This window comes from Alistipes sp. HGB5, from assembly GCF_000183485.2.
GTDB classification, from domain to species: Bacteria; Bacteroidota; Bacteroidia; order Bacteroidales; family Rikenellaceae; genus Alistipes; species Alistipes finegoldii.
In genome coordinates, this window is record NZ_AENZ01000009.1 from 76263 (window position 1) to 101861 (window position 25599).

At 56.6% G+C, this 25599-nt stretch carries 18 protein-coding genes, 2 tRNA genes and 1 pseudogene; 10 read left to right on the top strand and 11 right to left on the bottom strand.

Translation table 11 applies throughout. The annotated features are described in order from the left end of the window. Nucleotides 1-10: 10 nt before the first annotated feature. The 8 genes from HMPREF9720_RS01570 to HMPREF9720_RS01600 form a co-directional block, all read right to left on the bottom strand. Nucleotides 11-676 (bottom strand): GDSL-type esterase/lipase family protein, encoded by a 666-nt coding sequence (locus HMPREF9720_RS01570; protein WP_009596485.1) that lies wholly within the window; start codon nt 674-676, stop codon nt 11-13. Nucleotides 677-678: 2 nt separating this feature from the next. Next, the gene (locus HMPREF9720_RS01575; protein WP_039939549.1) at nt 679-2064 is read right to left on the bottom strand and encodes an alpha amylase family protein; all 1386 of its coding nucleotides are present in this window, start codon (nt 2062-2064) and stop codon (nt 679-681) included. A 64-nt stretch (nt 2065-2128) separates the two neighbouring features. Next, on the bottom strand, nt 2129-3790 hold the full coding sequence (locus HMPREF9720_RS01580) for a DUF5018 domain-containing protein (RefSeq protein WP_009596496.1): 1662 nt from the start codon (nt 3788-3790) through the stop codon (nt 2129-2131). Nucleotides 3791-3811: 21 nt separating this feature from the next. Then, complete coding sequence (locus tag HMPREF9720_RS01585; protein ID WP_009596361.1) at nt 3812-5476, bottom strand: RagB/SusD family nutrient uptake outer membrane protein; 1665 nt, start codon at nt 5474-5476, stop codon at nt 3812-3814. An 18-nt stretch (nt 5477-5494) separates the two neighbouring features. Continuing rightward, entirely contained in the window at nt 5495-8371 is a 2877-nt protein-coding gene (locus HMPREF9720_RS01590) for a SusC/RagA family TonB-linked outer membrane protein (RefSeq protein ID WP_229100489.1), read from the bottom strand. Between the two features lie 7 nt (nt 8372-8378). After that, on the bottom strand, nt 8379-8687 hold the full coding sequence (locus HMPREF9720_RS15755; RefSeq protein ID WP_022043572.1) for a carboxypeptidase-like regulatory domain-containing protein: 309 nt from the start codon (nt 8685-8687) through the stop codon (nt 8379-8381). A 48-nt stretch (nt 8688-8735) separates the two neighbouring features. Continuing rightward, entirely contained in the window at nt 8736-10046 is a 1311-nt protein-coding gene (locus tag HMPREF9720_RS01595) for an alpha amylase family protein (protein WP_009596345.1), read from the bottom strand. Between the two features lie 15 nt (nt 10047-10061). Beyond that, the gene (locus tag HMPREF9720_RS01600; protein WP_009596458.1) at nt 10062-11090 is read right to left on the bottom strand and encodes a phosphodiester glycosidase family protein; all 1029 of its coding nucleotides are present in this window, start codon (nt 11088-11090) and stop codon (nt 10062-10064) included. Between the two features lie 457 nt (nt 11091-11547). On the opposite strand from HMPREF9720_RS01600, the gene HMPREF9720_RS01605 reads away from it, so the two are divergent. The 3 genes from HMPREF9720_RS01605 to HMPREF9720_RS01615 are packed head-to-tail and all read left to right on the top strand — an operon-like array spanning nt 11548 to nt 14500. Next, nucleotides 11548-11760, top strand: coding sequence for a DUF4492 domain-containing protein (locus HMPREF9720_RS01605; RefSeq protein WP_009596367.1), 213 nt, complete (start codon nt 11548-11550; stop codon nt 11758-11760). Nucleotides 11761-11770: 10 nt separating this feature from the next. Then, on the top strand, nt 11771-13342 hold the full coding sequence (locus HMPREF9720_RS01610) for a cytochrome ubiquinol oxidase subunit I (RefSeq protein ID WP_009596473.1): 1572 nt from the start codon (nt 11771-11773) through the stop codon (nt 13340-13342). A gap of 6 nt (nt 13343-13348) precedes the next feature. Beyond that, nucleotides 13349-14500, top strand: a complete 1152-nt coding sequence (locus tag HMPREF9720_RS01615; RefSeq protein WP_009596349.1) for a cytochrome d ubiquinol oxidase subunit II — start codon at nt 13349-13351, stop codon at nt 14498-14500. A gap of 61 nt (nt 14501-14561) precedes the next feature. On the opposite strand, the gene HMPREF9720_RS01620 is transcribed toward HMPREF9720_RS01615, so the two are convergent. Then, complete coding sequence (locus HMPREF9720_RS01620; RefSeq protein ID WP_009596461.1) at nt 14562-15431, bottom strand: enoyl-ACP reductase FabI; 870 nt, start codon at nt 15429-15431, stop codon at nt 14562-14564. A gap of 188 nt (nt 15432-15619) precedes the next feature. Between HMPREF9720_RS01620 and HMPREF9720_RS01625 the strand changes: the two genes are divergently transcribed. Next, nucleotides 15620-17581 (top strand): DEAD/DEAH box helicase, encoded by a 1962-nt coding sequence (locus tag HMPREF9720_RS01625; RefSeq protein ID WP_009596344.1) that lies wholly within the window; start codon nt 15620-15622, stop codon nt 17579-17581. 295 nt (nt 17582-17876) lie between these two features. Here the strand turns inward: HMPREF9720_RS01625 and HMPREF9720_RS14920 are convergent, their stop codons facing one another. Next, the gene (locus HMPREF9720_RS14920; RefSeq protein WP_009596442.1) at nt 17877-18437 is read right to left on the bottom strand and encodes an NYN domain-containing protein; all 561 of its coding nucleotides are present in this window, start codon (nt 18435-18437) and stop codon (nt 17877-17879) included. 555 nt (nt 18438-18992) lie between these two features. On the opposite strand from HMPREF9720_RS14920, the gene HMPREF9720_RS01630 reads away from it, so the two are divergent. After that, complete coding sequence (locus HMPREF9720_RS01630) at nt 18993-20006, top strand: hypothetical protein (protein WP_009596375.1); 1014 nt, start codon at nt 18993-18995, stop codon at nt 20004-20006. An 85-nt stretch (nt 20007-20091) separates the two neighbouring features. Here HMPREF9720_RS01630 and HMPREF9720_RS01635 read toward each other — a convergent pair. Next, nucleotides 20092-20179, bottom strand: a tRNA-Ser gene (locus tag HMPREF9720_RS01635). 165 nt (nt 20180-20344) lie between these two features. On the opposite strand from HMPREF9720_RS01635, the pseudogene HMPREF9720_RS01640 reads away from it, so the two are divergent. The 5 genes and pseudogenes from HMPREF9720_RS01640 to HMPREF9720_RS01655 form a co-directional block, all read left to right on the top strand. Next, nucleotides 20345-20608, top strand: a pseudogene (locus HMPREF9720_RS01640) (HU family DNA-binding protein); the annotation flags it as partial. A gap of 31 nt (nt 20609-20639) precedes the next feature. Beyond that, on the top strand, nt 20640-21836 hold the full coding sequence (locus tag HMPREF9720_RS01645) for a pyridoxal phosphate-dependent aminotransferase (RefSeq protein WP_009596435.1): 1197 nt from the start codon (nt 20640-20642) through the stop codon (nt 21834-21836). Nucleotides 21837-22062: 226 nt separating this feature from the next. Continuing rightward, a complete protein-coding gene (locus HMPREF9720_RS01650; RefSeq protein WP_039939554.1) occupies nt 22063-23514 on the top strand; it encodes an OmpP1/FadL family transporter in 1452 nt (483 codons plus the stop codon). 60 nt (nt 23515-23574) lie between these two features. Next, nucleotides 23575-23646 (top strand) — tRNA-Arg (locus tag HMPREF9720_RS15560). Nucleotides 23647-23861: 215 nt separating this feature from the next. Then, complete coding sequence (locus tag HMPREF9720_RS01655; protein WP_009596377.1) at nt 23862-25067, top strand: L-serine ammonia-lyase, iron-sulfur-dependent, subunit alpha; 1206 nt, start codon at nt 23862-23864, stop codon at nt 25065-25067. The last annotated feature ends 532 nt before the right edge of the window (nt 25068-25599 follow it).

Consider the following 25599-nt stretch of genomic DNA (forward strand, 5'->3'; position numbering starts at 1 on the left):
GCACGTTACGTTATTTCAGGTATTTCTGTTTCTTGAGGTAATCGGTCCAGATCACATATCCCGCGGGATGGAGGTGGATTCCGTCCTTCGTCAGGTCGATGCGCAGCTCGCCGTCGGCATCGGAAAGCAGCGGCGCAAGATCGACGAACGTACACCACGGCTTGGCGTCGCACAACCGCACCAGCCGCGCATTGAGCGCCCGCACCTGCGGATTGTGCCCCTTGAGTCCGGGATATGCCAGCCGCCGGGTATTGACCGGCAGCACGCTCTGGATATAGAGCCGGCAGCCGGGAACGGCTTCGTGCACCATGTCCGCCATGCGGGTAATGTTCATCACGATCGTATCGACAGGCTGCCCGCCCGTCAGGTCGTTGATGCCCGCCATCAGGAAGATTTTGCGGGGCTTGCTTTTCAGGATGTCGGGCAAACGGTCGATCATGCCGAAAGTGTTGTCGCCGCCGATGCCGCGGTTCTCGACGTCGCCGCGTTTGAGCAGCAGGCTCCACCACCCCTGTTCGGTAATGCTGTTGCCGAGGAAGACGATCGCCCCCTGTTGCAGTCCCTCTTCGTCGTGGGCCGCACGGCGGGTATCGTAGTAGGCGTTATGGAATTTCTGCGCCGAAGCGCCGGACGCCGCGAAAAGGGCGGCCAGAAACAATATGACGATGCGTTTCATAATCAGTCTTTTTTAATTACGCCGTCGATACCGGTCTTGACATACGACCACTGATCGGCTTTTTTCAGGTGAATCATATCGAACAGGAAATAACCGTCGCAGGCGTTGATGCAGGCGGCGACCGAAGCGGTGATGGCCCGGTTCTCCTCCTCCTGCGGCACCTTGTCGTCGGCATCCCAGTTTCCCACGTCGGGACCGCCGGCCACCATCGGGCAGGCTCCCATCGTACGCTCTTTGGCCAGCAGGCAGAATCCCTGCATGGTCCATTCGGTCGTGCCGTAAACGCGCGTCGGGGAGGCGTAGGCGCCGATGAGCATCTGGTCCATCAGGTCGGCATAGCCGTAGTTCATGTATTTCTTGGTAGCCCACGAGAATTTGGACGAGGTGTCGTAATTGGGACTGGCCCAGTTGACACCCACGTCGTAATAGCTGGCATACCAGCCTCCGACGTATACGCCGAACTTGACCGACGGATTGACCGACTTGACGGCGGCGCGCGCCTTCTCCATAAAGTCGTGGATCACCTTCGCCCGGAATTCGAGCCACTGCTTCATATGCACGGGCACCGGCGAGGGTATGCCCGAAGTATGGCCGGCAGGCAGAATGTCGGCGGGGAAACCGGCAACCGACTGGCCGATATACTTCTCGAACTCCTTGCGCGTATAATTCGAGAAATCGCTGGTAAATCCGTCGAAGCGCCCCCTGTCGAGGAAGATTCCCGCCAGTCCGTCATAGGCCGCGAGGTCCCTGAGCATCGAACAGAGATACTCCTGCACTTCGGGCAATACCGGATTGAAGAACTTGGCGGACTGCGAGGTTGACATGATGTTCGTGATGCCGCCCGCCAGATTCAGATCGGTCGTCCACGCCCGCTTGGCCTCATCCCGGAAAACGACTCCGGCGCCGCCCAGCAAGGTCTGGTTGCCGCCCGTAAAGGTATTGATCGCGGCGTGAATGCGCAGGTCGAGCGACTTTCCGGCGTCGATAAACGCCTGCAGGTAGTCCCACGTGGCCGTGCGTTCGACCTTGGAATATCCGCCCGGCAGCCATGCGCCGAGCCATTCCACCTGATCGACCACCGACGTACGGAAAAGCACGTCGCCGGTAGTAGGCCGCACATCGACCACGATATCGGTGAATCCGGCCTCCTTGGCCTTGGTCAGATCGCGCAGTATATTCTCCTTGCTGTTGGCGAAATCGGGGAAGTTGGCCGCGGCATCGACCCAGATGAAGCAGGGTTTCTCCACTCCCGGCTCCGGATCGGGATCGGGGTCGGGATCGGGCCACTCCCATTCAGGCTCTTTCGAATCCGAGCCGCACGAAACAGCCCCGTATCCCAGCGTCAGCACCACCAGAGCCGCCGCAAACCATTTGACATTCTTTTTCATCTTCAAAATTATGTTTGTTTTAGGACCTGCATCCCCGGTCAGAGGGATGCAGGCAAAAGGGGTGTTACTTGTCGATACAGTCGAACTCCCAAGCGACCAGCGCATTGGTATTGGCGTCCGTATAGTAGAGATTCATCTTGTATCCGTCGGCCGATGCCGTCATCAGCACGTCGCCGGCCGCATTGACCACCGCCCCGGCAGGCTTGTATTCGTTCGATACGAAAACCTTCGACGGCGACGTGTCGCACGCACCCGTCATCTGATCGGGCGTCGTCACATCGAACATGTAGGCCTTGAACTCTCCGTAGGTGAAATGCGCGCCCTCATAAATCGCCGCATATTTGGCGTTATTGAACGTACATACATCCACACAGTTGTAGTTGGAGTTGGCACCCCATGTCGCAGTGGCGATCTTGTGGGTTACAGCGCCCGTCGCATCGACACGATACAGCGCATTGGCACTGTAGTAGGCAAGGAAGTAAGGATCGTCGGGATTGGCCGAATAAGCCTCCACGTCGGCGTGGCCGTTGCCGTTCCAGCCGGCGGTCGCCCCCGTAACCGAGATCATCTGCGGCTTGGCCGGCACGCCTCCGGTAATCACCCAGCGGAGGAACTTGCAAACAGCACCGTTCCACGTATAGATCACGGCCGTAACGATCGCATCGCCCTTCACGTTGCCCTGCACCGAAATGTGCTTGCCCATCGAAGCGCCCGTAGCGTTCGTATAGGAGAGCAGCTCGGCAGGCATTTCATCCGTCGATGCCGCCGCATAAACCTTGAATTCGGCATTGGGATTAGCCAAGTTCGCATAGAGGATGTTGCCCGCGTCGTCCGAGGTCATACCGCCGTCGGCCGCTACGCCCTTCATGTCGTGTGTACCCAAGAAATCACCTGTCGCGCGGTTGAACAGGAACTTGTCCGCACCGGTCGAAAGCACGAGCTTGTTGCCCGACGCCGCCAGCGAATAGATCTTACCGCCGGCATTGACGATTCCGAGTTTGTCGAGCGATACGTTCTGCCAAACCTCCGTCTCGCTGCCCGCACGCCAACCGTATTTGATCTTGGGCGGAATCTCCTTGCTCACGGAATAAACCCGCTTGGTCACGCCGTCATGCGCCGTAACCGTAAATTTCACGCCCTCGCCCTCGTAATTGGCCGCAACGGCGGGATCGGGCGAGATCGTGGCGTGGGGAGAAAGAATCACCTGCGCCGTCACCGACGAAAGGTCATCGACCGTAATGAGTGAAATCGTGTTACGGTCGTTATCGATCACACCCTGAATAGCAGGTTCGTCGGTGGCGAAAGAGATGATCTCGCATTTATCCGATTTCTTGATATTGCCCGTCACGCAGAAATTGCGCTTCGAACCGTCGACACGCGTCAGCGTAAACCAGTTTTCCTTCGTCAGATCCAATACCCCAAGCATCGGCGTGATGAAACAGTTGTCATCCAGATTAGCCGTGACGCGCATCTGGGTAATCGAAGTGGTATTCGACGAATTTTCGGGATAATAGTAAGGAACATCGATCACGATACGCTCCTGTCCCTCGGTCACCGCCGCGGTGAATTTTGCCAGCGGGTCGTTTTTATACTCCCCGGTAGCGAACTGCGCCGAGATGGTGTTCAGCCCCTGATCCACGACCGACGGGGTCAGCTCATCCGGCTCATGGCAGCCGCCTAAGCCGAGCAGAGCCGCCAATGCAAATAATTTAATGCTATTTTTCATGGTTTCGGTTTCTTTTAGAGATTATAACCACTCAGGGAACTGCTTGACGGCCGAATTGTTGCTCAGCTCGGTTTCAGGCAGCGGAATACGGTAAAGCTTCTCTTCGAAAAGGCGGTCCTTACGGTCGCAGTCGACGTAGGTATAAATAAACTCGGCACCCTGCTTTTCGATCTTGAGACCGTGTACGCGGCTGTTCTGACCGGAATAAGCCGTATGCGCGAGTTTCCAGCGGCGCATGTCCCAATAACGATGTCCTTCGCAGTAAAGTTCGATCTTCCGCTCCTGCCGGATCGCCGCCATCAGCGCCTCGCCGGACTTATTGGAGTAAGGCAGGCCTACGCGCTCCCGAATCTGGCGCAGGTCGTCGTTCGCACCGTCGGCGCCCAGCATGTAGCACGCCTCGGCATGATTCAGAATGACTTCGGCCAGACGAATGGCGATCCAAGGCTGCGTACAGGCTTTCGAATAGTCGGTATAGCCTTCGTTCAGCATTTTGCGCAGATAATAACCCGTGGTCGTACGGCCGTTGAGCGCCGAACCGTCGTCGTAAACGGCATAGCCGTCTTTACCGCTCACATAAGGTTCGAGAGCACGGCCTTTCCATTCGCACCCGTTGTAAAGCACGGAAGCATGGAAACGGGGTTCCAATTGGGCATAAGGCGGCGTATCGGTCGTACCGGTCGTCGTATTGTGCCACGGCGTCCAGTCGGGATAACCGCCCGTCGTCGCCAGTTCGTACGACTCGACCATCTCCTGCGTCGGAGTGGCCCGTCCGCCCATGGTCGTATTGTCGCCGCCCGGCATAAAGAGCTTGTCCCAGCTATGGTTCGGGCCGCCGACCAGATAGTTGTATTCCAGAATCGACTCCGTATTACCGTCGCGCATCGAGGTAAACGCCTTGGCGTAATCGGCAGCCGTTTTGCCCGGCATCAGCACATAACCGAGTTTGAATACCTCTTCAGCCGCGGTTTTGGCCGACTGCCAGCGTTTGGCATAGAGCATCGCACGCGACAGCATCGCATACGCGGCACCGGAAGTAATGCGCCCCGCTTCGTTGTCCCATTTGGCCGGAAGGGTCTTGGCGGCATAGGAAAGGTCGCTTTCGACCATATTCCACCCCTCCTCCTCGGTCGAGAGGGCCTTATTCTCGGTAATCGCCAGCAAATCCTCGTTATAGAGAATCACCTCCGGAGTACGCTTCAGCAACTGGAAATAGAGGAATCCGCGGAAGAACCGGGCCTCGGCCTCGAAACGCTTGTAAGTGTCGCCGTCGAAATTGCTTCCGTATTTTTTCAGTCCGTAAAGGAACTCGTTGACGCGACGGATACGAGTGTAGGTATCATCCCATGCTCCGAAATGGAAAGCGGCCGTCGATGCGGCAAGTCCGCCCTCGGCGAAAGCGATGATATTGGCAAACCCCACGTTCGTGCCCGGCGTGGCGGATCCGAACTTGAGCGTCTCGGTCAGGCCGTCCGTCAGGCCGACCTGACTGTCGCCGGTCTCAAACGCCCCGTACCGGGAGATGTAGGGATAAAACCCATTGACATACTGAGTCACATAATTGACGTCGCTCCATACGATCTTTTCCGACACCTTGTTGGTCGGACTCATGTCGAGCCAATCGTTACAGCCCGTCATGGCGACCGTAGCAGCCAGCAAAACGATATTTATGATTTTCTTTTTCATGATTTTGAATTTTGTCGGTTAGAACGAAACTTCGAGACCGCCCACAACCGTACGCTGCTGCGGATAGTAACCGTTGGTCACGCCCGGCCATTCGGGATCGACGCCTTCGGGCAGACCCGACCATGTGCAGAGGTTGTTGCCTTCGATATAAACCTTCACCTTCTGGATGCGCAGTTTGTTGGTCCAGTTTTTGGGCAGCGTATAGCCCAGATGAACCGATTTCAGACGCAGATACTTTCCGTCGCGGTACCAGAACGACGAAGCATAGGAGTTGTTCGTGTTAGGCGGATTGAGCGACAGACGGGGATACTCCGCATTGGGATTTTCGGGCGTCCATGCCTTTTCTACGAGATAACGCGGCGAGTTGGCGCCGGCCTTGAACGGACGGGTGAAAATCGTATTGTCCTCATTCCAGTTGTAATAAGTACCCGTCAGCGAAACGTCGCAAACGGCAGCCCCGACAAACAGAATATCGAATTCAAGTCCTTTCCACGAAGCATTGAGATTGACACTGCCGTTGAACTGCGGACGCTGGCCGCGACCGAGATAGGCGCGGTCCTGATCGTACGTAATGGCGCCGTCGCCGTTGAGATCCTTGTATTTGATATCGCCCACACGGGGACGCGAGCCGGAGATCCACGGCGAATTGTCGATCTCCTCTTCACTCTGGAACAGGCCGTCGGCCATAAAGCCCATCGTCATGTAGCGGCTCTTGCCGGTGCGCTTGGCGTAATCGGGCGTATTGGGGCTGTCCTGATAACGGAGCCAGCGATCTTTCGCCCAAGTCATATTGACGGTCACGCCATACTGGAAATCTTTGCCGATGTGATTACGATGAGTCAGTTTGACGTCGATACCCTTTACATCCTGCGCATTGTTATTTATGTAAGTGGGGTAATAGCCGCCCATCGAAGCGGGTTTTCCGGTGTTCGATCCCAGAATATCGAAAATATAGTTGTAGAAAGCATCGAACTCCACTCCGAGTTTTCCGCTCCACATCGCCAGATCGAAACCTACGTTGTAGGAATAATTACGCTCCCAAGTCAGAAGTTCGTTCGCAACCAGCGACGTCATGATACCGTTCTGCCCCACGCCGCCGAGAACGACGCTCGGTGCCGTACTGACATTGGAGAACGTGCTCAGGAAAGCATAGGCCGCCGAGCCGGAGTCGTCGCCCAAGGAACCGAACGATGCACGGAGTTTGAAGTTGTCGACCGCGTTGCGCAGGGGAGCGAAGAAGTTCTCCTCCGACATGCGCCATCCGAGCGATACCGAAGGGAAGAATCCCCAGCGGCGTCCCGAAACGTTGCCGATAAACTTATAAGACCCGTCATAACGTCCTGAGAATTCGAACAGATATTTATCGGCATAATTGTACTGTCCGCGGAAAACCAGTCCGACCTTACGCGAAGCGTCGCTGGAACCGCCTATCGGCTTATCTGCCGGAGTCGTCGCTTGGTCCAGTTCGGGCAGTTGCGGGAACGGAATGTCCTTACCCGAAGCCGAGAATTTATTGGTCTTGTAATCGCGGGTTTCGATCAGCGCCAACAGATCGACTTTGTGTTTCTCCGCAAAGGTATTTTTATAGCTGATGCTGGCCTGAGAGGTAATTCGGCGCCACTGCGAGAATCCTTCGGTCAGGTTATTGGTTTTCTTGCCGGTCGTGACGTTCGCATCGTTGCGCGGATCCGACGCCTTGGAATAAGTGATATCCTGACTGGTCGAATTCGGCGTGCTGGCCAACATGAGGAAGTAAGGCGTACTCAGGATTTTGGATGTCGTAGAGCTGCGGTCGTACGCACCCATAACCTTCAGGCTGAGACCCTTTACCCACGGAAGATCCCATTGCAGGGCAGCGTTGGTCTGTACGGCTACGGTCTGTGATTTCGAATAGCCCGACAGTTCGGTAGCGGCAATCGGATTGATCGTATTCCCGTAATTATTCTGGCTCGCGGTCGGAAGTCCGTCATAGGTCTTCGGCAGATAAGGATGCGCATAGGCGGCCTGCTCGGCAATCGAGAGCCACGGGGCCGTCGAAACGCTGGTGCCGGAAGTTCCTCCGGCAGGGAATCCGGGTTCCTTCCGATCTCCTATCTGACCTGCCACTCCAAACGTAAAGGTCAGACTCTTGGCAATCTTGGCTTCGATATTCGTACGCAGGTTGTAGCGGTCGTAATCGAAATTCTTGACATTACCGGTCTGATTCATATAGCCCAGCGAAGCGAAATAACTGATCCGGTCGCTGCCGCCCGTCGAAGTGACGCTGTGCTGCTGAATCGTACCGGTTCCGAAAATTTCGTCGATCCAGTTGGTGTTGCCCCAGCCGTTCGTGCCTTCGCGCATCATCTGTACATGCTTGGCCGTGAAGATCGGCTCCTGACCGTCGAGTTCGAGCGCCTTGTTGTACCAGTAAGCATAACCCGGACCGTCGAGGAATTCGGGATACGAGGTATTGAACGACGCACCGTAGGACCCCTTGTAAGTCAGATTCATCGCACCCTGTCTGCCCTTCTTGGTCGTTACGATCATCACACCGCCGGCTGCTTCGAGACCGTAAACCGCTACGGCGGCGCCGTCCTTCAGCAGCGATACCGACTCCACATCGTTGGGGTCGATGTCATTGATCGAACGCTGCACGCCGTCGACGATATAGAGAATACCCGACTTCGCGCCGCGAATGGTCATGCTGGCTTGGTCCTGACCGGGCTGTCCGGAATTCTGCACGGAGATAAGACCCGGCAGACGGCCGGCCAGTCCCTGCGAGATATTGGACATCGGCATCTTCTGAAGTTCCTTACCGTCGATCTGCGACACGGCCGCCGTCACGTCGGCGCGGCGCTGCGAGCCGTAACCGAGGATGACGACCTCGTCCAAACGGGCGGCATCCTCTTTCATCGTAACGTCAAGGTTGGAAATCCCCCCCCCCACAAGTTATTCTCTGTGAGGACATTCCGATATACGTAAATTCCAGTATACCGCCTTTGGGAACCGCAATGGAATACTGTCCGTTTATGTCGGTCGTCGTACCCTTGTTCGAGTCCACGACCACCACGGTCACACCGACGAGCGGATTGCCCTGTTCATCGGTAACCGTACCCCCGACGGTAGGCTGCGCAAAGGCCGTCCCGGCCCCCGCCAACAGCAGGAACAATGTCCACAGACACGTCCTCGCCGCCAGAGAATCTCTGAATCTAGAGAAAAACTCTTTCATAGAATTACATTTAAGGTTAAGTTTTTAGTGTTTTATATTGGTTGCAGATCAGTTGCTTCCTTCGGCGATTCCGGCCGCCAGCTCCGACCACCAGCCGCGGTTGATGATATGGACGATATCGAAGATCATCAGTCCGTCGGTGTCGCGGAGCGCCTGCGCCACGGCGCGGGTGAATTGCGCTGCGTCGCCCTCGTACTGCTCGACATAGATCGAACCCGTCACGGGAACCACGCCGCAGGTGATTTTCTTCGCCCATTCGGCGCCGCCCTCGATGCAGTACCAGTAATTCTGCTCGTCGGACATTCCCGCTTCGGTACGCTGCCCGACAACTCCGTTTGCCTTGTCGACTTCGGCTTTGGTAACCAGCGTATAGTAAAGCCCGGTCATATAGATGTCGAGCAGGTCGGCATAACCCGTATTCCTGTATTCGGGCGTCGCCCAATCGAAATAGCGGGCGGGATCGAACTGTTCGCTGGCCCAGTTGACGCCCACGTAATAATAGGTCGGGTACCATGCGCCCGTATAGTCGCCGACCAGCAGCCGGGGATTGATCTCCTTGAGCTGCCTGTGGGCTTCGGTCACGAAGTCCTTGATAACCGATGCGCGCCATTCGATCCACTTGCGGAACAGCGGGCCCTGCGACCAGTCCCACTTGCCGTCGGCATCCTGCGTCCAGCGGAGTATATCATCGGGATAATCGGCGACTTTCGTTCCGGCATAGGCTTCGAAAAGCTCCTTCGACAGCGGACTGAAATCGGAGGTGATATTGTCGAAACGCACCCGGTCGAAGACGATGCCGTCCACGTCGGGATACTTCTCGGCGAACTCCCTAAGAATCGCCAGCTCGTACTCCTGCACTTCGGGATTAGCCGGGTTGAGCATGCCGTTGTAGTTGCTCTTTATTTCGCTGATCGGCACGATCTTCCCTTCCGTATAGACCTGCGACTGCCAGTCTGCATGATCGCCGTAGATGATTCCCCGGTCGAAGAAGTTGTGACCGCCGGCGAACACGTTGAGCGAACCGTGCACGCGCATGCCCAGCTTGTGTCCCTCCTCGATGAAATAGCCCAGCAGATCGTAGTTCTCAGGACGGGTCACGCCGTCCCATTCGCCCATGTAAGGCGCAATGTCGCTCTTGTAGAGCGTTTCGCCCATGATCGACTTCACGTCTACCACCACATCGGTAAAGCCCATGTCGTGGATTTTGGACACGTAATAACGGATCGAATCGGGATGACTCAGCGTAGCGTAATTGCCTTCGCAGTCGAACCACATGTAAAGCGGTTTCGACTGCTGTTTTTCCTGCGTGCAGGAGGCGGCTGCAAAGGCCGCGAGACAGATAAAGAGAAGTTTCTTCATATGATTCTTTATGGATTAGTTCACTTCGGAGATGACGACCGCCGTCGAAATCTTGCGCTCGACGATCACCTCGGCGCTACCCGTGTCGCTGGGACGGTTGAGCACCTTGCCGTCGCTGCCGACCATGGTCGAAGATCCGCCGCCGTCGAGATTGACCGCATCGACGGCACCCAGCTCGATCAGTTTGTCGGCCAGTTCGGCCAGCGTAAACCCGGCGCTGCCCCGCATATTGCGTCCGTCGCACACCAGCAGGATCAGTTTTCCGTCGGCCGTGGCGCCGACCGCCGTACGCGGCTGACGCGAAGTCCCGGCGATGCCGCCGCCGTCGAACACCTCTTTCCAATAATTCTCCACGGCGACATTCTTCCCCTCCTTGACCAGCATCGGACCGCCTCCGACGGCTTCCTGCGGCGTCCAGAGCACGGCGCCGGGCGTCTTCGAAGTCGGTGGCGCGGACATATACGTATTCGTACGTTCGTCGTTGTCGAGTGCGGACGGGAAGGCATAAGGCTTGTTGCCGTCGTCGAGAACGCAGTAAATCCAGTGCGTCTCGAACCCTCCGGACGCCATCTGCCCGAACGAGGAGCGCACGGGATAAACCGTCTGATTGTTACGTGTCACCGTCTGATTCTCGATCGACTTGACGGTACCGCCGGTAACAAGCAGGCTCAGCGAGTTCCCGGCCCACCAATACCCGGCATTGATCGTCACACAAGCCGTTCCCCGGTTGGCCGAAGCGAATTCGGCATGAATGCGCGACGGGATTTTCTGCTGCGGCAGATGCACGGCGTTGAAGCGCAGTTTGGGATTGGCTTTCAGGTCGGCCACGGCCACGAATCCGAGACATTGTTTTCCGCCGCCCAGATCGTCCGTGAACTCGGTTACGGTCAGGCCGGCAGGATAATCGCCCGGCTGAGGGTCGGGATCGGGATCAGGTCCGTCGGGAAATTCATAGTCGGGCGTTTTCGAATCGCTGCCGCACATACAGCACACGGCGCAGACGCAGACAGCAAGCAGGGCGAAGCCAAGAAATTTTAGTTTCATATTTCAGTCAGCATTGGGTTTTGGTTCGGTTCGGATACCTTATATATATTCTGAACAGATTTATTGTATGTTCGCCAACAAATGTAATAATTAAAATTATTATACAAAACTTTTATAATAATATTTTTTACTTTAAAATAAACACAAATAAAATATTTTTACAGAGCGCAATAACACAAACATATTGAATATCTGACGACTAACCCAAAACACCACCCCAAAATGCTTAGTAAATAAATTTTCTTTCAACCGAAGATATAGAAAATATTTATCGTTTTCCAGAATCAATTCGGGCGCCCAGCAAATACGACACTCCCCGCAGACGGGCGAAAGAGCGCCTGCGGCATGACCGGCGATAAGCATTTCCGGCCGGATAATATACGGGTGCGGCTTTTCGGGGCGGCATTCTTTTTTATTTCCGATTTTTTATCTATTTTTGATTAAATATGCAGACACAATGGCAGTTCAGACTCTCAAAAAAGTGTTCCGGTTCTATGTGGACGGCTTCCGCAGCATGACTGTAGGCAAGACACTCTGGGCCATCATTCTGGTCAAGCTGTTCATCATGTTCGCCATTCTCAAACTCTTTTTCTTTCCCGATTTTCTGGCCGGCCAAAGCCCCGAAGAGCGCAGCCGCTCGGTGATGAAGGAACTAACCCCCGAAAAATAACTCCGTATCTATGCTATCCGATTACTTGCAAACAGTCGATTGGTCGCGTGCGCAGTTCGCCATGACGGCCATCTACCACTGGCTTTTCGTGCCGCTCACGCTGGGACTGGGCTTCATCCTCGCCATCATGGAGACCCTCTACGTCCGCACGGGCGACGAATTCTGGAAACGGACCACCAAATTCTGGATGCGCCTGTTCGGCATCAACTTCGCCATCGGCGTGGCGACGGGCATCATCCTCGAATTCGAATTCGGCACCAACTGGTCCAACTACTCGCATTTCGTGGGCGACATCTTCGGCGCCCCGCTGGCTGTCGAGGGCATCATGGCCTTCTTCATGGAGAGCACCTTCATCGCCATCATGTTCTTCGGATGGAACAAGGTCTCGAAGGGCTTCCACCTCACGGCGACATGGCTCACGGCCATCGGGGCCAACCTCTCGGCCCTGTGGATTCTGGTCGCCAACGCATGGATGCAGTATCCCGTAGGCTGTACGTTCAACCTCGAAACGGTGCGCAACGAGATGACCTCGTTCTGGGACGTGCTCTTTTCGCCCGTGGCGATGAACAAGTTCTTCCACACCGTCACCTCGTCGTTCGTGCTGGCGTCGCTGTTCGTCGTGGGCGTCAGCGCATGGTACCTGCTCAGGCGGCGCGAGCAGAAGATGGCCCGCAAGAGCATCGCCATCGCTTCGGCCTTCGGCTTCATCTTCGCGCTGATCACAGCCACGACCGGCGACCGGTCCGGCGCGGTCATCGCCCGCGTGCAGCCGATGAAACTCGCGGCCATGGAGGCCCTCTACGACGGTTCGCAAGGCGCCCCCCTGACGGCGATCGGCATCGTGAAGCCCGAAGCCGAACGCACGTCGAACGAAGACGCGTTCTACTTCAAAATCGACATTCCGAAACTGCTCTCCATCATGAGTTTCCGCGATGCGGACGCCTATGTGGCGGGCATCAACGATCTGGTGAACGGCAACGAGCGGTACGGCGTCATGTCGGCGGGCGAGAAAATCGAACGCGGCCGCGTGGCCGTCGGCGAGCTGGCCCGCTACCGCAAGGCGCTCGACGAGGGCGACCAAGCCACGATCGACGAAGTCACCGCCAAATTCGATCCCGCGACGCCCCAAGGCGAGGAGTTCCTGCGCGAATACTTCGCCTACTTCGGCTACGGCTACCTCGACGCACCGCAGGACATCGTTCCCGACGTGCCGCTGCTGTTCTACTCGTTCCGCGTGATGGTGGGCGCCGGATGCTTCTTCATCCTGCTGCTGGGAGTCGTCTGGTGGTTAAACCGCAAGGACCGGCTGGCGGACAAACGCTGGCTGCTATGGATCGCCGTATGGTCCGTACCGCTGGCCTACCTCGCGTCTCAGGCGGGCTGGGTGCTGGCCGAAGTCGGCCGGCAGCCGTGGGCCATTCAGGACCTGATGCCCGTGGGCATCGCCGCGTCGAAGATCGGCAGCACGTCGGTCACGGCCACTTTCTTCATCTTCCTCGCGCTCTTCACAGCGCTGCTGATCGCCGAACTGAGCATTCTGTTCCGTCAGATTAAAATCGGTCCCGAACAAGAAAAAGAATAAACTACTATGGAAACTATAACACTCTTGCAACATTATTGGTGGCTGATCATCTCCCTGTTGGGAGCGCTGCTGGTCTTCCTGCTCTTCGTGCAGGGCGGACAGGGACTGCTTTACAGCCTCGGCAGGACCGAGGAGGAACGCAACATGCTGGTCAATTCGCTGGGCCGCAAATGGGAGTTCACCTTCACGACGCTCGTGACGTTCGGCGGCGCGTTCTTCGCCTCGTTCCCGCTCTTCTACTCCACCTCGTTCGGCGGCGCCTACTATGTGTGGATGACCATTCTGCTGAGTTTCGTCATACAGCCCGTCGCCTACCAGTTCCGCCGCAAGGCGGGCAACGTTTTCGGCGAAAAGACGTTCGACGTCTTCCTGACGATCAACGGCATCGCAGGTCCCCTGCTGCTGGGCACGGCCGTCGGGACGCTCTTCACGGGTGCAAACTTCACGGTGGACCGCCTCAACTTGGCCAACGGCGCAGGCAGCGGCAGCGCAACGGTCATCTCGCAGTGGACCACGCCGTGGCACGGTCTCGAAGCGCTCGGAGACATGCGCAACGTGGCGCTGGGGCTGGCCGTGATGTTCCTCGCCGGGATGCTGGCCTGCCAGTATTTCATGAACAACATTGCCGACGAGACGCTCTTCGCCCGCGCCCGCAGGCGCATGCTGACGCTCGCCGCCCCGTTCCTCGTCTTCTTCCTGACGTTCTTCGTCTGGCTGCTCTTTTCCGACGGCTTGGCGGTCGATGCCGCAGGCCGCATTTCGGCTGAGCCTTATAAATACCTGCACAACATGCTCGAAATGCCCTACGTGGCCGCAGCGCTGCTGATCGGCGTGGTATCGGTGCTGTGGAGCATCTATTCGGGCTGGCGCGGGAAGCGCAACGCCGTCTGGTTCGGCGGCGCGGGCACCGTGCTGACGGTACTGGCCCTGCTGCTGTGCGCCGGATGGAACAACACGGCCTACTACCCGTCGCTGGCGGAGATGCAGTCGTCGCTGACGATTTACAACTCGTCGTCGAGCGAATTCACGCTCAAAGTGATGAGCGTCGTCTCGCTGATGATCCCGTTCGTCGCAGCCTATATCTGGTACGCATGGCGGGCCATGAACCGCAAGCCGATCACCCGCGAAGAGATACGCGGGAACGACCATATGTATTGACACGAAAGAGGGGGAAAGTCTGAGACTTTCCCCCTTTTTTTATTCCGACCTTTTCCGCCGGCTATTTTTCGCCATCGCCGAACGGATACTGATTCTGGTGCACGTCGTCGAAACGAAGTCCCTTCTCGTAGGTCTTCATGGCGCGGCGGCTCATACCCATCGACGAGAAACCGCCGTCGTGGTAGAGGTTCTGCATCGTCACCTTGCGCGTAAGGTCCGAGAAGAGCGTCAGCACATAGTCGGCGCAGTCCTCCGCCGAAGCGTTGCCCAGCGGCGACATGTTCTCGGCGAACTCCATCAGGTCGCCCAGTCCCAGCACGCCGCTTCCGGCGGTCGTCGGGGTCGGCGACTGCGATACGGTGTTGATGCGCACGTGCTTCTCACGACCGTAGATATAGCCGAAACTGCGTGCGATCGACTCCAGCAGCGCCTTGGCGTCCGCCATGTCGTTGTAGCCGTAAAGCGTACGCTGCGCGGCGATATAGCTCAGCGCCACGATCGAACCCCAGTCGTTGATGGCGTCCTTGCGGCGTGCCACCTGAATCGCCTTGTGGAACGAAATGGCCGAAATATCGAGCGTCTTCGAGAGATAATCGTAATCCAGATCGTCGTACGTGCGGCCCTTGCGGACGTTGGGCGACATGCCGATCGAGTGGAGCATGAAGTCGAACTTGCCCCCGAAATGTTCCATCGTCTTGTCGATCAGATTCTCCAGATCCTCGACGCTCGTGGCGTCGGCCGGAACGACGATCGTATTGCATTTTTCAGCCAGCCGGCCGATTGTACCCATGCGAATAGATACGGCAGTATTCGTGAGGACGATTTCGGCACCCTCTTCAACGGCGCGTTCCGCCACTTTCCATGCGATCGACTGCTCGTTGAGTGCTCCGAAAATAAGGCCCTTCTTGCCTTTCAATAAATTGTATGCCATCCTATTTAGATTAAAAATTCGGGCAAATATAACAAAAATATTTCAATCGACCGCGCCGACCGCCCGGATCGGGTATAAATCGGCTGCATCCCGGCAAACGCCCGCCGCCGGACTTTCATCTTTTTTCGCGCGCCGCAGTATCTATCTGCTTTATTTATCGTACCTTTGCCCCCGATTAAAATATGCACATGACCATTACAGACGATTTCAGCGCACTGGGGCTTTCCGAGCAGATGCTCACCGCAGTCCGCGCCAAGGGATTCGAGACGCCCACCGCAATCCAGAAGCTCACAATCCCCCACCTGCTTACCAAAACCAACGACATCATAGCCCAGTCGCAGACCGGTACGGGTAAAACCGCGGCCTACGGCCTGCCGATACTCCAGTCACTCGAACCCGCCCGCGGACCGGTTCAGGCCATTATCCTCGTGCCGACGCGCGAACTGGCGCTGCAGGCCGCCGAGGAGTTGCTCTCCTACAACCGCGAAAAACGGCTCTCGATCACCGCCATCTACGGCGGCGCCGCAATGAGCGAACAGCTGCGCCGGCTCGCCAAAGGCGTCGATATCGTCGTCGGCACGCCGGGCCGCGTGCGGGACCACATCCGCCGCGGCACGCTGAAACTCGAAAACGTCCGTTACCTCGTACTGGACGAAGCCGACGAAATGCTCAACATGGGCTTCGTGGAGGACGTCGAGGAGATCATGAGCCACACCAGCGAGGAGCGGCGCGTGCTGCTCTTCTCGGCGACGATGCCCGAACGCATCATCCGGCTTTCGAAAACCTACATGCGCGACACGGAGATCGTGCGCGTCGAGAACAAGCAGCTCACGACCGACCTCACCGAGCAGATCTACTTCGAGGTGCGCGAAGCCGACAAGTTCGACGCCCTGACCCGCATCATCGACGTCGAGCCCGAATTCTACGGCATCATCTTCGCCCGCACCAAGATCGGGGCCGACGAAACCGTATCGCGGCTCGCCGCCCGCGGCTATGCCGCCGAGGTGCTGCACGGCGACGTCTCGCAGGCCCAGCGCGAAAAGATACTCCGCAAGTTCCGCGACCGCTCGGTCAATATCCTCGTCGCCACCGACGTGGCGGCGCGCGGCATCGACGTGGGCAATCTGACCCACGTCATCAACTACTCGCTGCCGCAGGACTCCGAGAGCTACGTGCACCGCATCGGCCGCACGGGCCGCGCCGGCAAGCAGGGCACAGCCATCACCTTCGTCTCGCCCTCCGAATTCCGGGGACTGAACAACCTGATGCGCGACATCAAGGTCGAGATCAAGCGCGAAACCCTCCCCTCGCCGCAGGACATCGTCGAGATGAAACGGCTGAAGATCAAGGATGAGATGCAGGAGATCGTCGAAAACGAAAGTTACGACGGATACCGGGAGTTCGCCGAAGAACTGCTGGCCGAATACACGCCCGACGTGGCGCTGGGCGCCCTATTGCGTCTGGCGTTCCGCAGCGAACTCGACCAGAGCAACTACCCCGAAATCCGTTCGTTCTCGGTGGACCGCAAAGGCACGGCGCGGCTGTTCCTCGCCGTGGGCAGACGCGACGGCTACACGGCGCGCAAGCTGGTCGATATGCTCAAGTTCAAGTGCGGCCTGCGCGACAAATACATCAACGACGTCCAGATCTCGGACAACTTCTCGTTCGTGAGCGTGCCGTTCCACGATGCCGAAGAGATCGTCCGCAAGCTCAACCGCCTGAACCGGGGCCGCCGGCCGATAGCCGAAATCGCCCGCGACGGCGAGGAAGCCGCAGCCCGCAAACCCCGGCGCGCGAAAACGGCCGACGCCGGCGGAGAGGAATACGCCCCGGCCCCGAAAAAATCCGTCCGCAGGGAGAAACCGGCCGCCCCGGCACAAACCGCCCCGGCCGCCGGCGACGAATCCGCCGCGCCGCGCCGCAAGCTCAAAACCAAGATCCAAACCGAACCCCGTCCGGAAATCCCCGATTTCAGCAAAATGTCGAACGAAGGTTTCGACTGGTCGGCCTTCATGAAATTCGACGACGGCACGGCATGGGGCCGCGACGAGAACGGCAAAGGCAAGGGCGCCAAAAGCGTCCGCAAGACACCCAAGCGGACCGTCACGGCCGCCCAGCGAATCGCCGCCAAAGGCAAGAAACGCAAATAACCGCAATAGAACAAGCCCCGATTTTTCGGGGCTTGTTTCATCCCCCCCCCTCCGAATTGAAACATATAAAAAAGAATGCAACCTAAATTGTCGCACTCTTCCTTGGCGGAAAGAGAGGGAACAGAATCATTCCCTGAATCATTCCCTGAATCATCCGTATATCAGTCTGTTGTGTTTCGACTTCAATATGAGTACACCGAATAGCCCACAGCCGATTTGCATTGTTTCACCCTGTGTTGCACTTGGTTAAGACAAAAGTATATTTCTAATTTAAAATATCAAATTCCCGTTCAATTTATTTTTTCTTTTGACGATAGCCAATATCAGAAAATATTGAATCAAGATAATTAACACGAGTCACATATTGTATCATTTTTTTAGCGCAAGGAAGAGCACTTTTAAAGGCCCATATTTCAGATTCCCAGCCTAATTCATTACAAATTTCCAGTAGTGGAATAAAATCACTATCTCCTGACAATAAAATCAATACGCCTTTATTTGGATGTGTGCATATCATTTTTGTCCCTTGAGCAACGATTTGTGCATCCACGGCTTTTTCTTTTCCTTGAGTATTTCTATCAAAAACACTAACTTGAAAGCCCTGTTTCTTTGCGGAAGTCCACAAACTATCATTTTTGGGGGGACGAGAACCAACTAATAAAGTACTTACAACTTTTTTGCCCTCTGATACTTTGTTCAATAAATTTCCAAAACTTAACCTCCAAGAATAATCACATGGTTCTTTTTCTTTTATAGGTGATGACTTAATGCCTTCTTTCAGTGCAGACAATTTCATACCTTCAATCCAGACATTAGAATTGTCAATAATGACAATACACTCTTTTTCTTCATTCATAAAAGTAAATTTATTTTGCTTGGGTATTTAAATATAAGAATAATTCTTTTAATTTATTCTGCATCACATTTTTTTCTTACCTTTGCTTCTGCGAACATTATTTTCAGTAATACCTTTTTAGGATTCTCAATATGGGAAGCCACGAAAAAAGTATGCGCAGAGCCGTTGGGGAGCAATCCCGCGAACGGCACCTGTATTGAGCCCATAAAAAGGTGAAGATAGTGTTCGCAGCTGCGCACACTTTTTTTGTATTATGCGAACACTATCTTCCGTCCGTACTCCGGTACAGACACGCCGCAAGGCCAGCCGCAGGCGGTTTCCGCCGTGCAACCACTCGTTTCGGCCCCCACCCGATTAGCAAACGACTGCTAACCAAATTGTTATTCTCTTTGTTGTGCCTCGTCGCACGATAAGGACAGCCCTTTTTATGCCCATCGTATTCGCTGCCATCGGCAGCGGCAGACCGAAGCCGTCCCCGGCGGAGGTCTGCAAACACGCTGCGCATGTTTTCAAACCCCGCAGGCTTCGTCTGCAATCTAAAAAAATCGAACAAAAATGGAAACGAATCAAAATCCCGCGCACGAAAATCCTGCGCAACCCATAGTCCCCGAAACGTCCGCAACCGTTCAGCCCGGACAACAACTCGTTCCGGGACAACCGAACGCGCAATCCGCCTCAGAACAGCCCGCCACCACTCCGGAACAATCTGTCCCTGAACTTCAACCCGATCACCCCGCCCCCGCCGGACAACTTTACGACCCCAATGAAGCGGCGCAGATTGTCCTCCACCTGACCGACGGCTATTTCGACCCCGAATACATCCTGCTTTTCGGCAAACTGGTCGGCGGCACGCCCCACAGCGACGCGATGGCTTACGACCTATTGATGGTCGTGCGCGAAACACCCGAATACGATTGGATTCGGGCCAAACGCATCCTGCGGTACCGCATGCCCTACCGCCACCGCAAGATCACCTACATCAATCTCTATATCCTGCCGCTGAACTATGTCGAATCGAATTGGACGCCGTTCCTCTACTTCGCCCGCAGCGAGGGTGAGTTACTCTATTGCAGCGACCGCCACCATTTCCGCCGCCCGAAGCACCCCTGCAATTTCGCCGCGTCCTACGCCGATGCCAGATTCCATTTCGACACCTTCCGCACGCTGGGCAACGACCTATTGGAACAGGCGCAGGATGCGTTTGTCGAGAGCCGCAACGTGCGTCTGGCGGCGCAGTTCACGGCGCAGGCCGTAGTCTATTTCTACCATACGCTCTATTACGTCTATCACGGGATGGAGTTCGACATCCACGATCCGGTGGTGATGCACGACCGGATGCGGACACTTTCAACGAAGCTAATGCTGGTATTCGACGACAACCATATTGAAAACATCTTTACGCTGCCGTGTCTGAAACAAATACTGATGAAAACACCTTACAGCGCCGAGTTTTACATGGCTCCGCAGGAGTTGGAGATGCACATGGATCGTGTTCAAAAGGCGGCCGAAATAATCGAAAACTACTGCGAACTGCGGCTGGAACGCTATAAGGAGCTGAGCGAGCGATAGCTGCATCCAAAAACGGGTGACAATCACAACCAAAAGATAAGAGGGGCTGCTGAATAGCCCCTCTTACTGTCGATTCGTAGTACTTTGGCGGAAAGAGAGGGATTCGAACCCCCGGAGCCTCGCAGCTCAACGGTTTTCAAGACCGCCGCAATCGACCACTCTGCCATCTTTCCGGGGACAAAAGTAGCACGGATTTTCCATTCTGCCAAATCTTTATCCCGTTTATTCCCGACGGAGGGCGGCAAAGTTCCAATTCCGCACTATAATTTTTGACTTTTAGGAAAATTGCATATCTTTGCCAATAGGTTAGGAAGAGACGCAACTTTTCACACGCAAATAATATGAACAAAGCGCAGTTGGTCGAGGCTATCGCTCTCGATGCGAACATTTCGAAAATCGACGCGCGCAAAGCCGTCGATGCCATTATCCGGGTGACCGTACAGTCGCTCCGCGAAGGGGAGCGTCTTACCCTCACGGGTCTCGGAACGTTCAGCGTGCAGCAGAAAGCCGCGCGCGTAGGCCGCAATCCCCGCACGAGTGCGGCCGTGAAGATCCCGCCCCGCAAGGCCGTCAAATTTCGTCCGACGATCGAGCTTGAATAGTCTGCTGCGTCATTCAAAAACCTTTTCACGCATGCCCGAAATCTCACAACGCGCCGAGCTGATGCCGGCATCTCCGATACGCAAACTCGTTCCGCTGGCGGAAGCCGCCCGGTCGCGGGGAATCAGAATCTACCACCTCAACATCGGCCAGCCCGATCTGCCGTCGCCCCAGACGGGACTCGCAGCGTTGAAGAAGATCGACCGCAAAGTACTCGAATACAGCCCCAGCGACGGTTACCGGTCGCTCCGCGAAAAGCTGGCGGGCTACTACCAGCAATACCAGATCAAACTTTCGCCCGAAGAGATCATCGTCACCACGGGAGGTTCCGAAGCGGTGTTGTTCGCCTTCATGTCGTGCCTGAACCCCGGCGACGAAATCATCGTGCCCGAACCGGCCTACGCCAACTATATGGCTTTCGCCATCTCGGCGGGCGCCGTGATCCGTCCGGTCGTCTCGTCGATCGAACAGGGTTTTGCGCTGCCCGACGTCGCGGAGTTCGAAAAACTGATCAACGAGCGCACGCGCGGCATCCTGATCTGCAACCCCAACAACCCCACGGGCTACCTCTACACCCGCAAGGAGATGGAGCGCATCCGCGATCTGGTGAAGAAATACGATCTTTTCCTCTTCTCCGACGAGGTTTATCGCGAGTTCATCTATACCGGTTCGCCCTATATTTCGGCCTGCCACCTCGAAGGCGTCGAACAGAACGTCGTGCTGATCGACTCGGTGTCGAAACGCTACTCCGAATGCGGCATCCGCATCGGCGCGCTCATCACCAAGAACAAAAAACTGCGCGACGCGGTGATGAAATTCTGTCAGGCGCGGCTCTCGCCGCCGCTGATCGGCCAGATCGTCGCCGAAGCTTCGATCGACGCTCCGCGCTCCTACAGCACCGAAGTCTACGAAGAGTATATCGAACGCCGCAAGTGCCTGATCGACGGTCTCAACCGCATTCCGGGCGTTTATTCGCCGATTCCGATGGGCGCCTTCTACACCGTGGCGCGGCTCCCGGTCGAAGACAGCGACGACTTCTGCGCATGGTGTCTTTCGGATTTCGAATACGAGGGAGAGACCGTCATGCTCGCCCCGGCTTCGGGCTTCTACTCCGACCCGACCCGCGGCCGCAACGAGGTCCGCATCGCCTATGTCCTCAAGAAAGAGGACCTCGAACGCTCGCTGCTCATTCTGGGCAAAGCGCTCGAAGCGTACAACAACCGGAAATAATCCGGCATGGAACGAAGACTCAGGTGCGGCATGACACATGCCGCACTTTTTTCATGCGGCAGCGCATCCCCCGCCCCACCCGTCCTTTCGGCCAATCCTATACCATTCAGGTCAATTTTCAGGAATTTTAGGCCAAAAAGTTTGGGTGGCGGGAATAGTTTTTATACTTTTGCCCTCGATTTTTCGCACTCCGCAGTGCGGACAGTATAAACCAAACCAATACGTTATGAAAAAAATCTTCCTACTTCTGGCCGCCGCTGCCGCCGCCTCCGGAGCATACGCCGAAGGATATCAGGTGAACAACCTCTCCTCGAAGCAGAACGGTATGGGCCATGTGGGTACAGCCATGAAACTCAACTCCGAATCGATCTGGTTCAACCCCGCCGCCGCTTCGTTTCAGGACTCCGAGTTCGACATTTCGGTCGGCATCACGGGTATCGCTTCGAAGGCTACCTATACGTCGCTCCCCGACTATACGGGCAAGACCAAACCGCAGCACTACACCTCGGACAACAGCATAGCCACTCCGCTTTACGCCTACTTCAACTACAAACCCCTCGACTGGATGTCGGTCGGTCTGGCCTTCAACACGCCGTTCGGCTCCTCGATGGACTGGGGCAACAACTGGCCGGGAGCGCAGCTCGTGCAGTCGATCAATCTCAAGGCATACAACGTCCAGCCGACCGTCTCGTTCAAACTCTGCGAGCACCTCTCCGTCGGCGGCGGTCTGATGATGACTTGGGGTAAATTCGACCTTTCGCGTTCGCTGCTGCCTATCGGTGCGGACAACGCGCAGAACAATGCGCTCATGGGCGCATTGCAAATGCCCAACCTCTTCGAAATGGCCGGGGACAAAAACCTGATGTCGCTGGGCCTCGAAGGCAAAGCCAAGATGGCCGTCGGCGTCAACCTCGGCATGATGTGGGACATCAACGAACAGTGGTCGCTGGGCTTCACCTACCGTTCGAAACTCAAAATGAAGGTGGATTCGGGTTCGATCGACCTGCGTATGATCGACAACGCCCAGATCGCTCAGGCAATCGGCCAGCTCCTGCCCCAGCTGGGTCTCGACCCCGCCAAACTCACGTCGGCCGTCGTGAAGACCGAACTGCCCCTGCCGGCGTCGCTGACGTGGGGCGTCAGCTTCCGCCCCGTTCCGAAGTGGGAATTCGCCGTCGATCTGCAATATGTGCTCTGGAGCGCCTACGACCAGCTCGACGTCCGGATTCTCGACCCCGACAGCAATACTCCCGTGCTGAACATTCCGGTCAGCGACAAGAAATACTCCAATACGCTGGCGTTCCGTTTCGGCGGCCAGTACCACGCTCTCGACTGGCTGACGGCCCGCATGGGTATGTACGTGGACGAAAGCCCCGTGCGCAGCGACTACCTCAATCCCGAAACCCCGTCGATGACCAAGCTCGCCTATACGGCCGGCGTCACCTTCCGCCCGATCAAATGGATGAACATCGACATCGCCTACGGCTATGTCAATTCGGCCGATCCGGAGCGCACGGGTTCCTATCCCTACACCAATTCGGTGCTGGGCATCGTGAACGAAAAACTGACGGCGGCAGGCGTTCCCGAAAGCCAGCTCACCAGCCCGATCGCCGATTTTTCGGGTAATTACACCGCCCGCGCCCACACGTTCTCGATCGGCGTAGGTTTCAGTTTCTAAAAACGGGAAAAATTATTATCTTTGCGGTGCGCTTCATCGGAGGTGCACCGCTTTTTTCAGGGTCTCATAGTTCAAGGGATAGAACGAGGGTTTCCTAAACCCTAGATTCGCGTTCGAGTCGCGGTGAGACTACAAGGAGAGAAACCTCGGTTTCTCTCCTGTTTTATAAACCCGCCGGGCAGGCCTCCGATCTCTTCAAATCTCTTTCGGGAAGAGAAAATTCCGACATTTACATTATCTTTGCGGCGGATAAACCTCCGCTCAGACAGGCGGCGTCCCGGCACGGTTCGAATAAATTCGTCTCTGCCCCCGGCCTGCACTGTCTTTGCCCCGAAAACAACGATACGATGGAATCACTCAAGGAGTTGTACAAAATAGGCAACGGCCCGTCGAGCAGCCACACGATGGGTCCCAAGAAAGCCGCCGAACGTTTCGCCGAACGCTGTCACGATGCGGACGCCTACCGCGTGACGCTGTACGGGTCGTTGGCCGCCACCGGCAAAGGCCACCTTACCGACGCCGCGATCCTCTCGGTGCTGGCGTCTCTCGCTCCGACCGAAATCGTCTGGAAACCGGAGGTCGTGCTGCCCTTCCACCCCAACGGCATGCTGTTCGAAGGGCTGAAGGCAGGCAATGTCGCGGACAGCTGGACCATCTACAGCATCGGCGGAGGTGCGCTGGCAAACGAGACGTCGCGTCTCGAAACGCCGCACAGCATCTACCCGCTGACTACCGTCAGCGAGATCAAAGCGTGGTGCAGCCACGAAGGCAAGACTTACTGGGAATACGTAACCGACTGCGAAGGTCCCGAAATCTGGGGTTACCTCGACGAGATATGGACCGTGATGTGCGAGACGATCCAGCGCGGCCTGAACAACGACGGCGTACTGCCCGGAGGGCTTAAAGTCGCCCGCAAAGCCAGCACCTACTGGGTCAAATCGAAGAGCTACACCGATTCGCTGAAATCCCGCGCCCAGATTTACGCCTATGCGCTGGCGACTTCGGAGGAGAACGCTTCCGGCGGCACCGTCGTAACGGCCCCGACGTGCGGCTCGTGCGGCGTCGTCCCGGCGGTGCTCTACCATCTGGCCAATTCGCGCAACTTCCTGCGCATCCGCATCCTGCGGGCGCTGGCCACGGCGGGACTCTTCGGCAACGTCGCCAAGACCAACGCTTCGATTTCGGGCGCCGAAGTCGGCTGTCAGGGCGAGGTCGGCGTGGCCTGCGCCATGGCTGCCGCCGCGGCCTGCCAGTTGTTCGGCGGCACGCCTGCGCAGATCGAATACGCCGCGGAGATGGGACTCGAACACCATCTGGGATTGACCTGCGACCCCGTCTGCGGACTTGTGCAGGTCCCCTGCATCGAACGCAACGCGATCGCCGCGGCCAGAGCCTTCGACGCCAACGCCTACGCCACGCTCTCCGACGGTTCGCATATGGTCAGTTTCGACAAGGTCGTGGAGGTGATGAACGAAACCGGCCACAACCTGCCGAGTCTCTACCGCGAAACATCGACCGGAGGTCTCGCCAAGCGTTACAACGACAAAAAATAACCCGGACAGGCTCTCCCCGGCAGGAACCCGCCGTTTTTACGGGCCGGGATTCGCATGGGTCCGCGTCAGCCGCCCGGCGTCATCGTATGAAAATTCGGCAGGCCGCTCGCCGTCCCCCACCGCATCGCCCCCGTATTCGAGCCTCTGCGCAACGATCCGGCCTGCGGTATCACAGGTCAGCACTGCCGACATCCCGGCCTGCGCATCCCCTCCACTCCTCGCACTTTTTTTCGGCTGTTCCGGTCTGCCAGCTTCTGCTTGGCAGGTTTTCACCGGTCCCGTAAGTTCGAACAGCGCCAAGCACGCTTCGCTGCAGCGTACAGGATTTTCAGCCATCCGCAGCAACTCCGTCAGCGGTCATCTCCGCTTGCGCCGCAACACCCGGTTTGAGGCGGCCAACGCATCCGACCGATAAGAAAACGGCTAGCCAAGCCGCCGGGAGTATGAACCATTTCGATTTACGCATAATTATCGGGACAGTGACGTGATAAAGACAATGAAATAATCCGGACACGGTAAAAAAGAAGCCGTT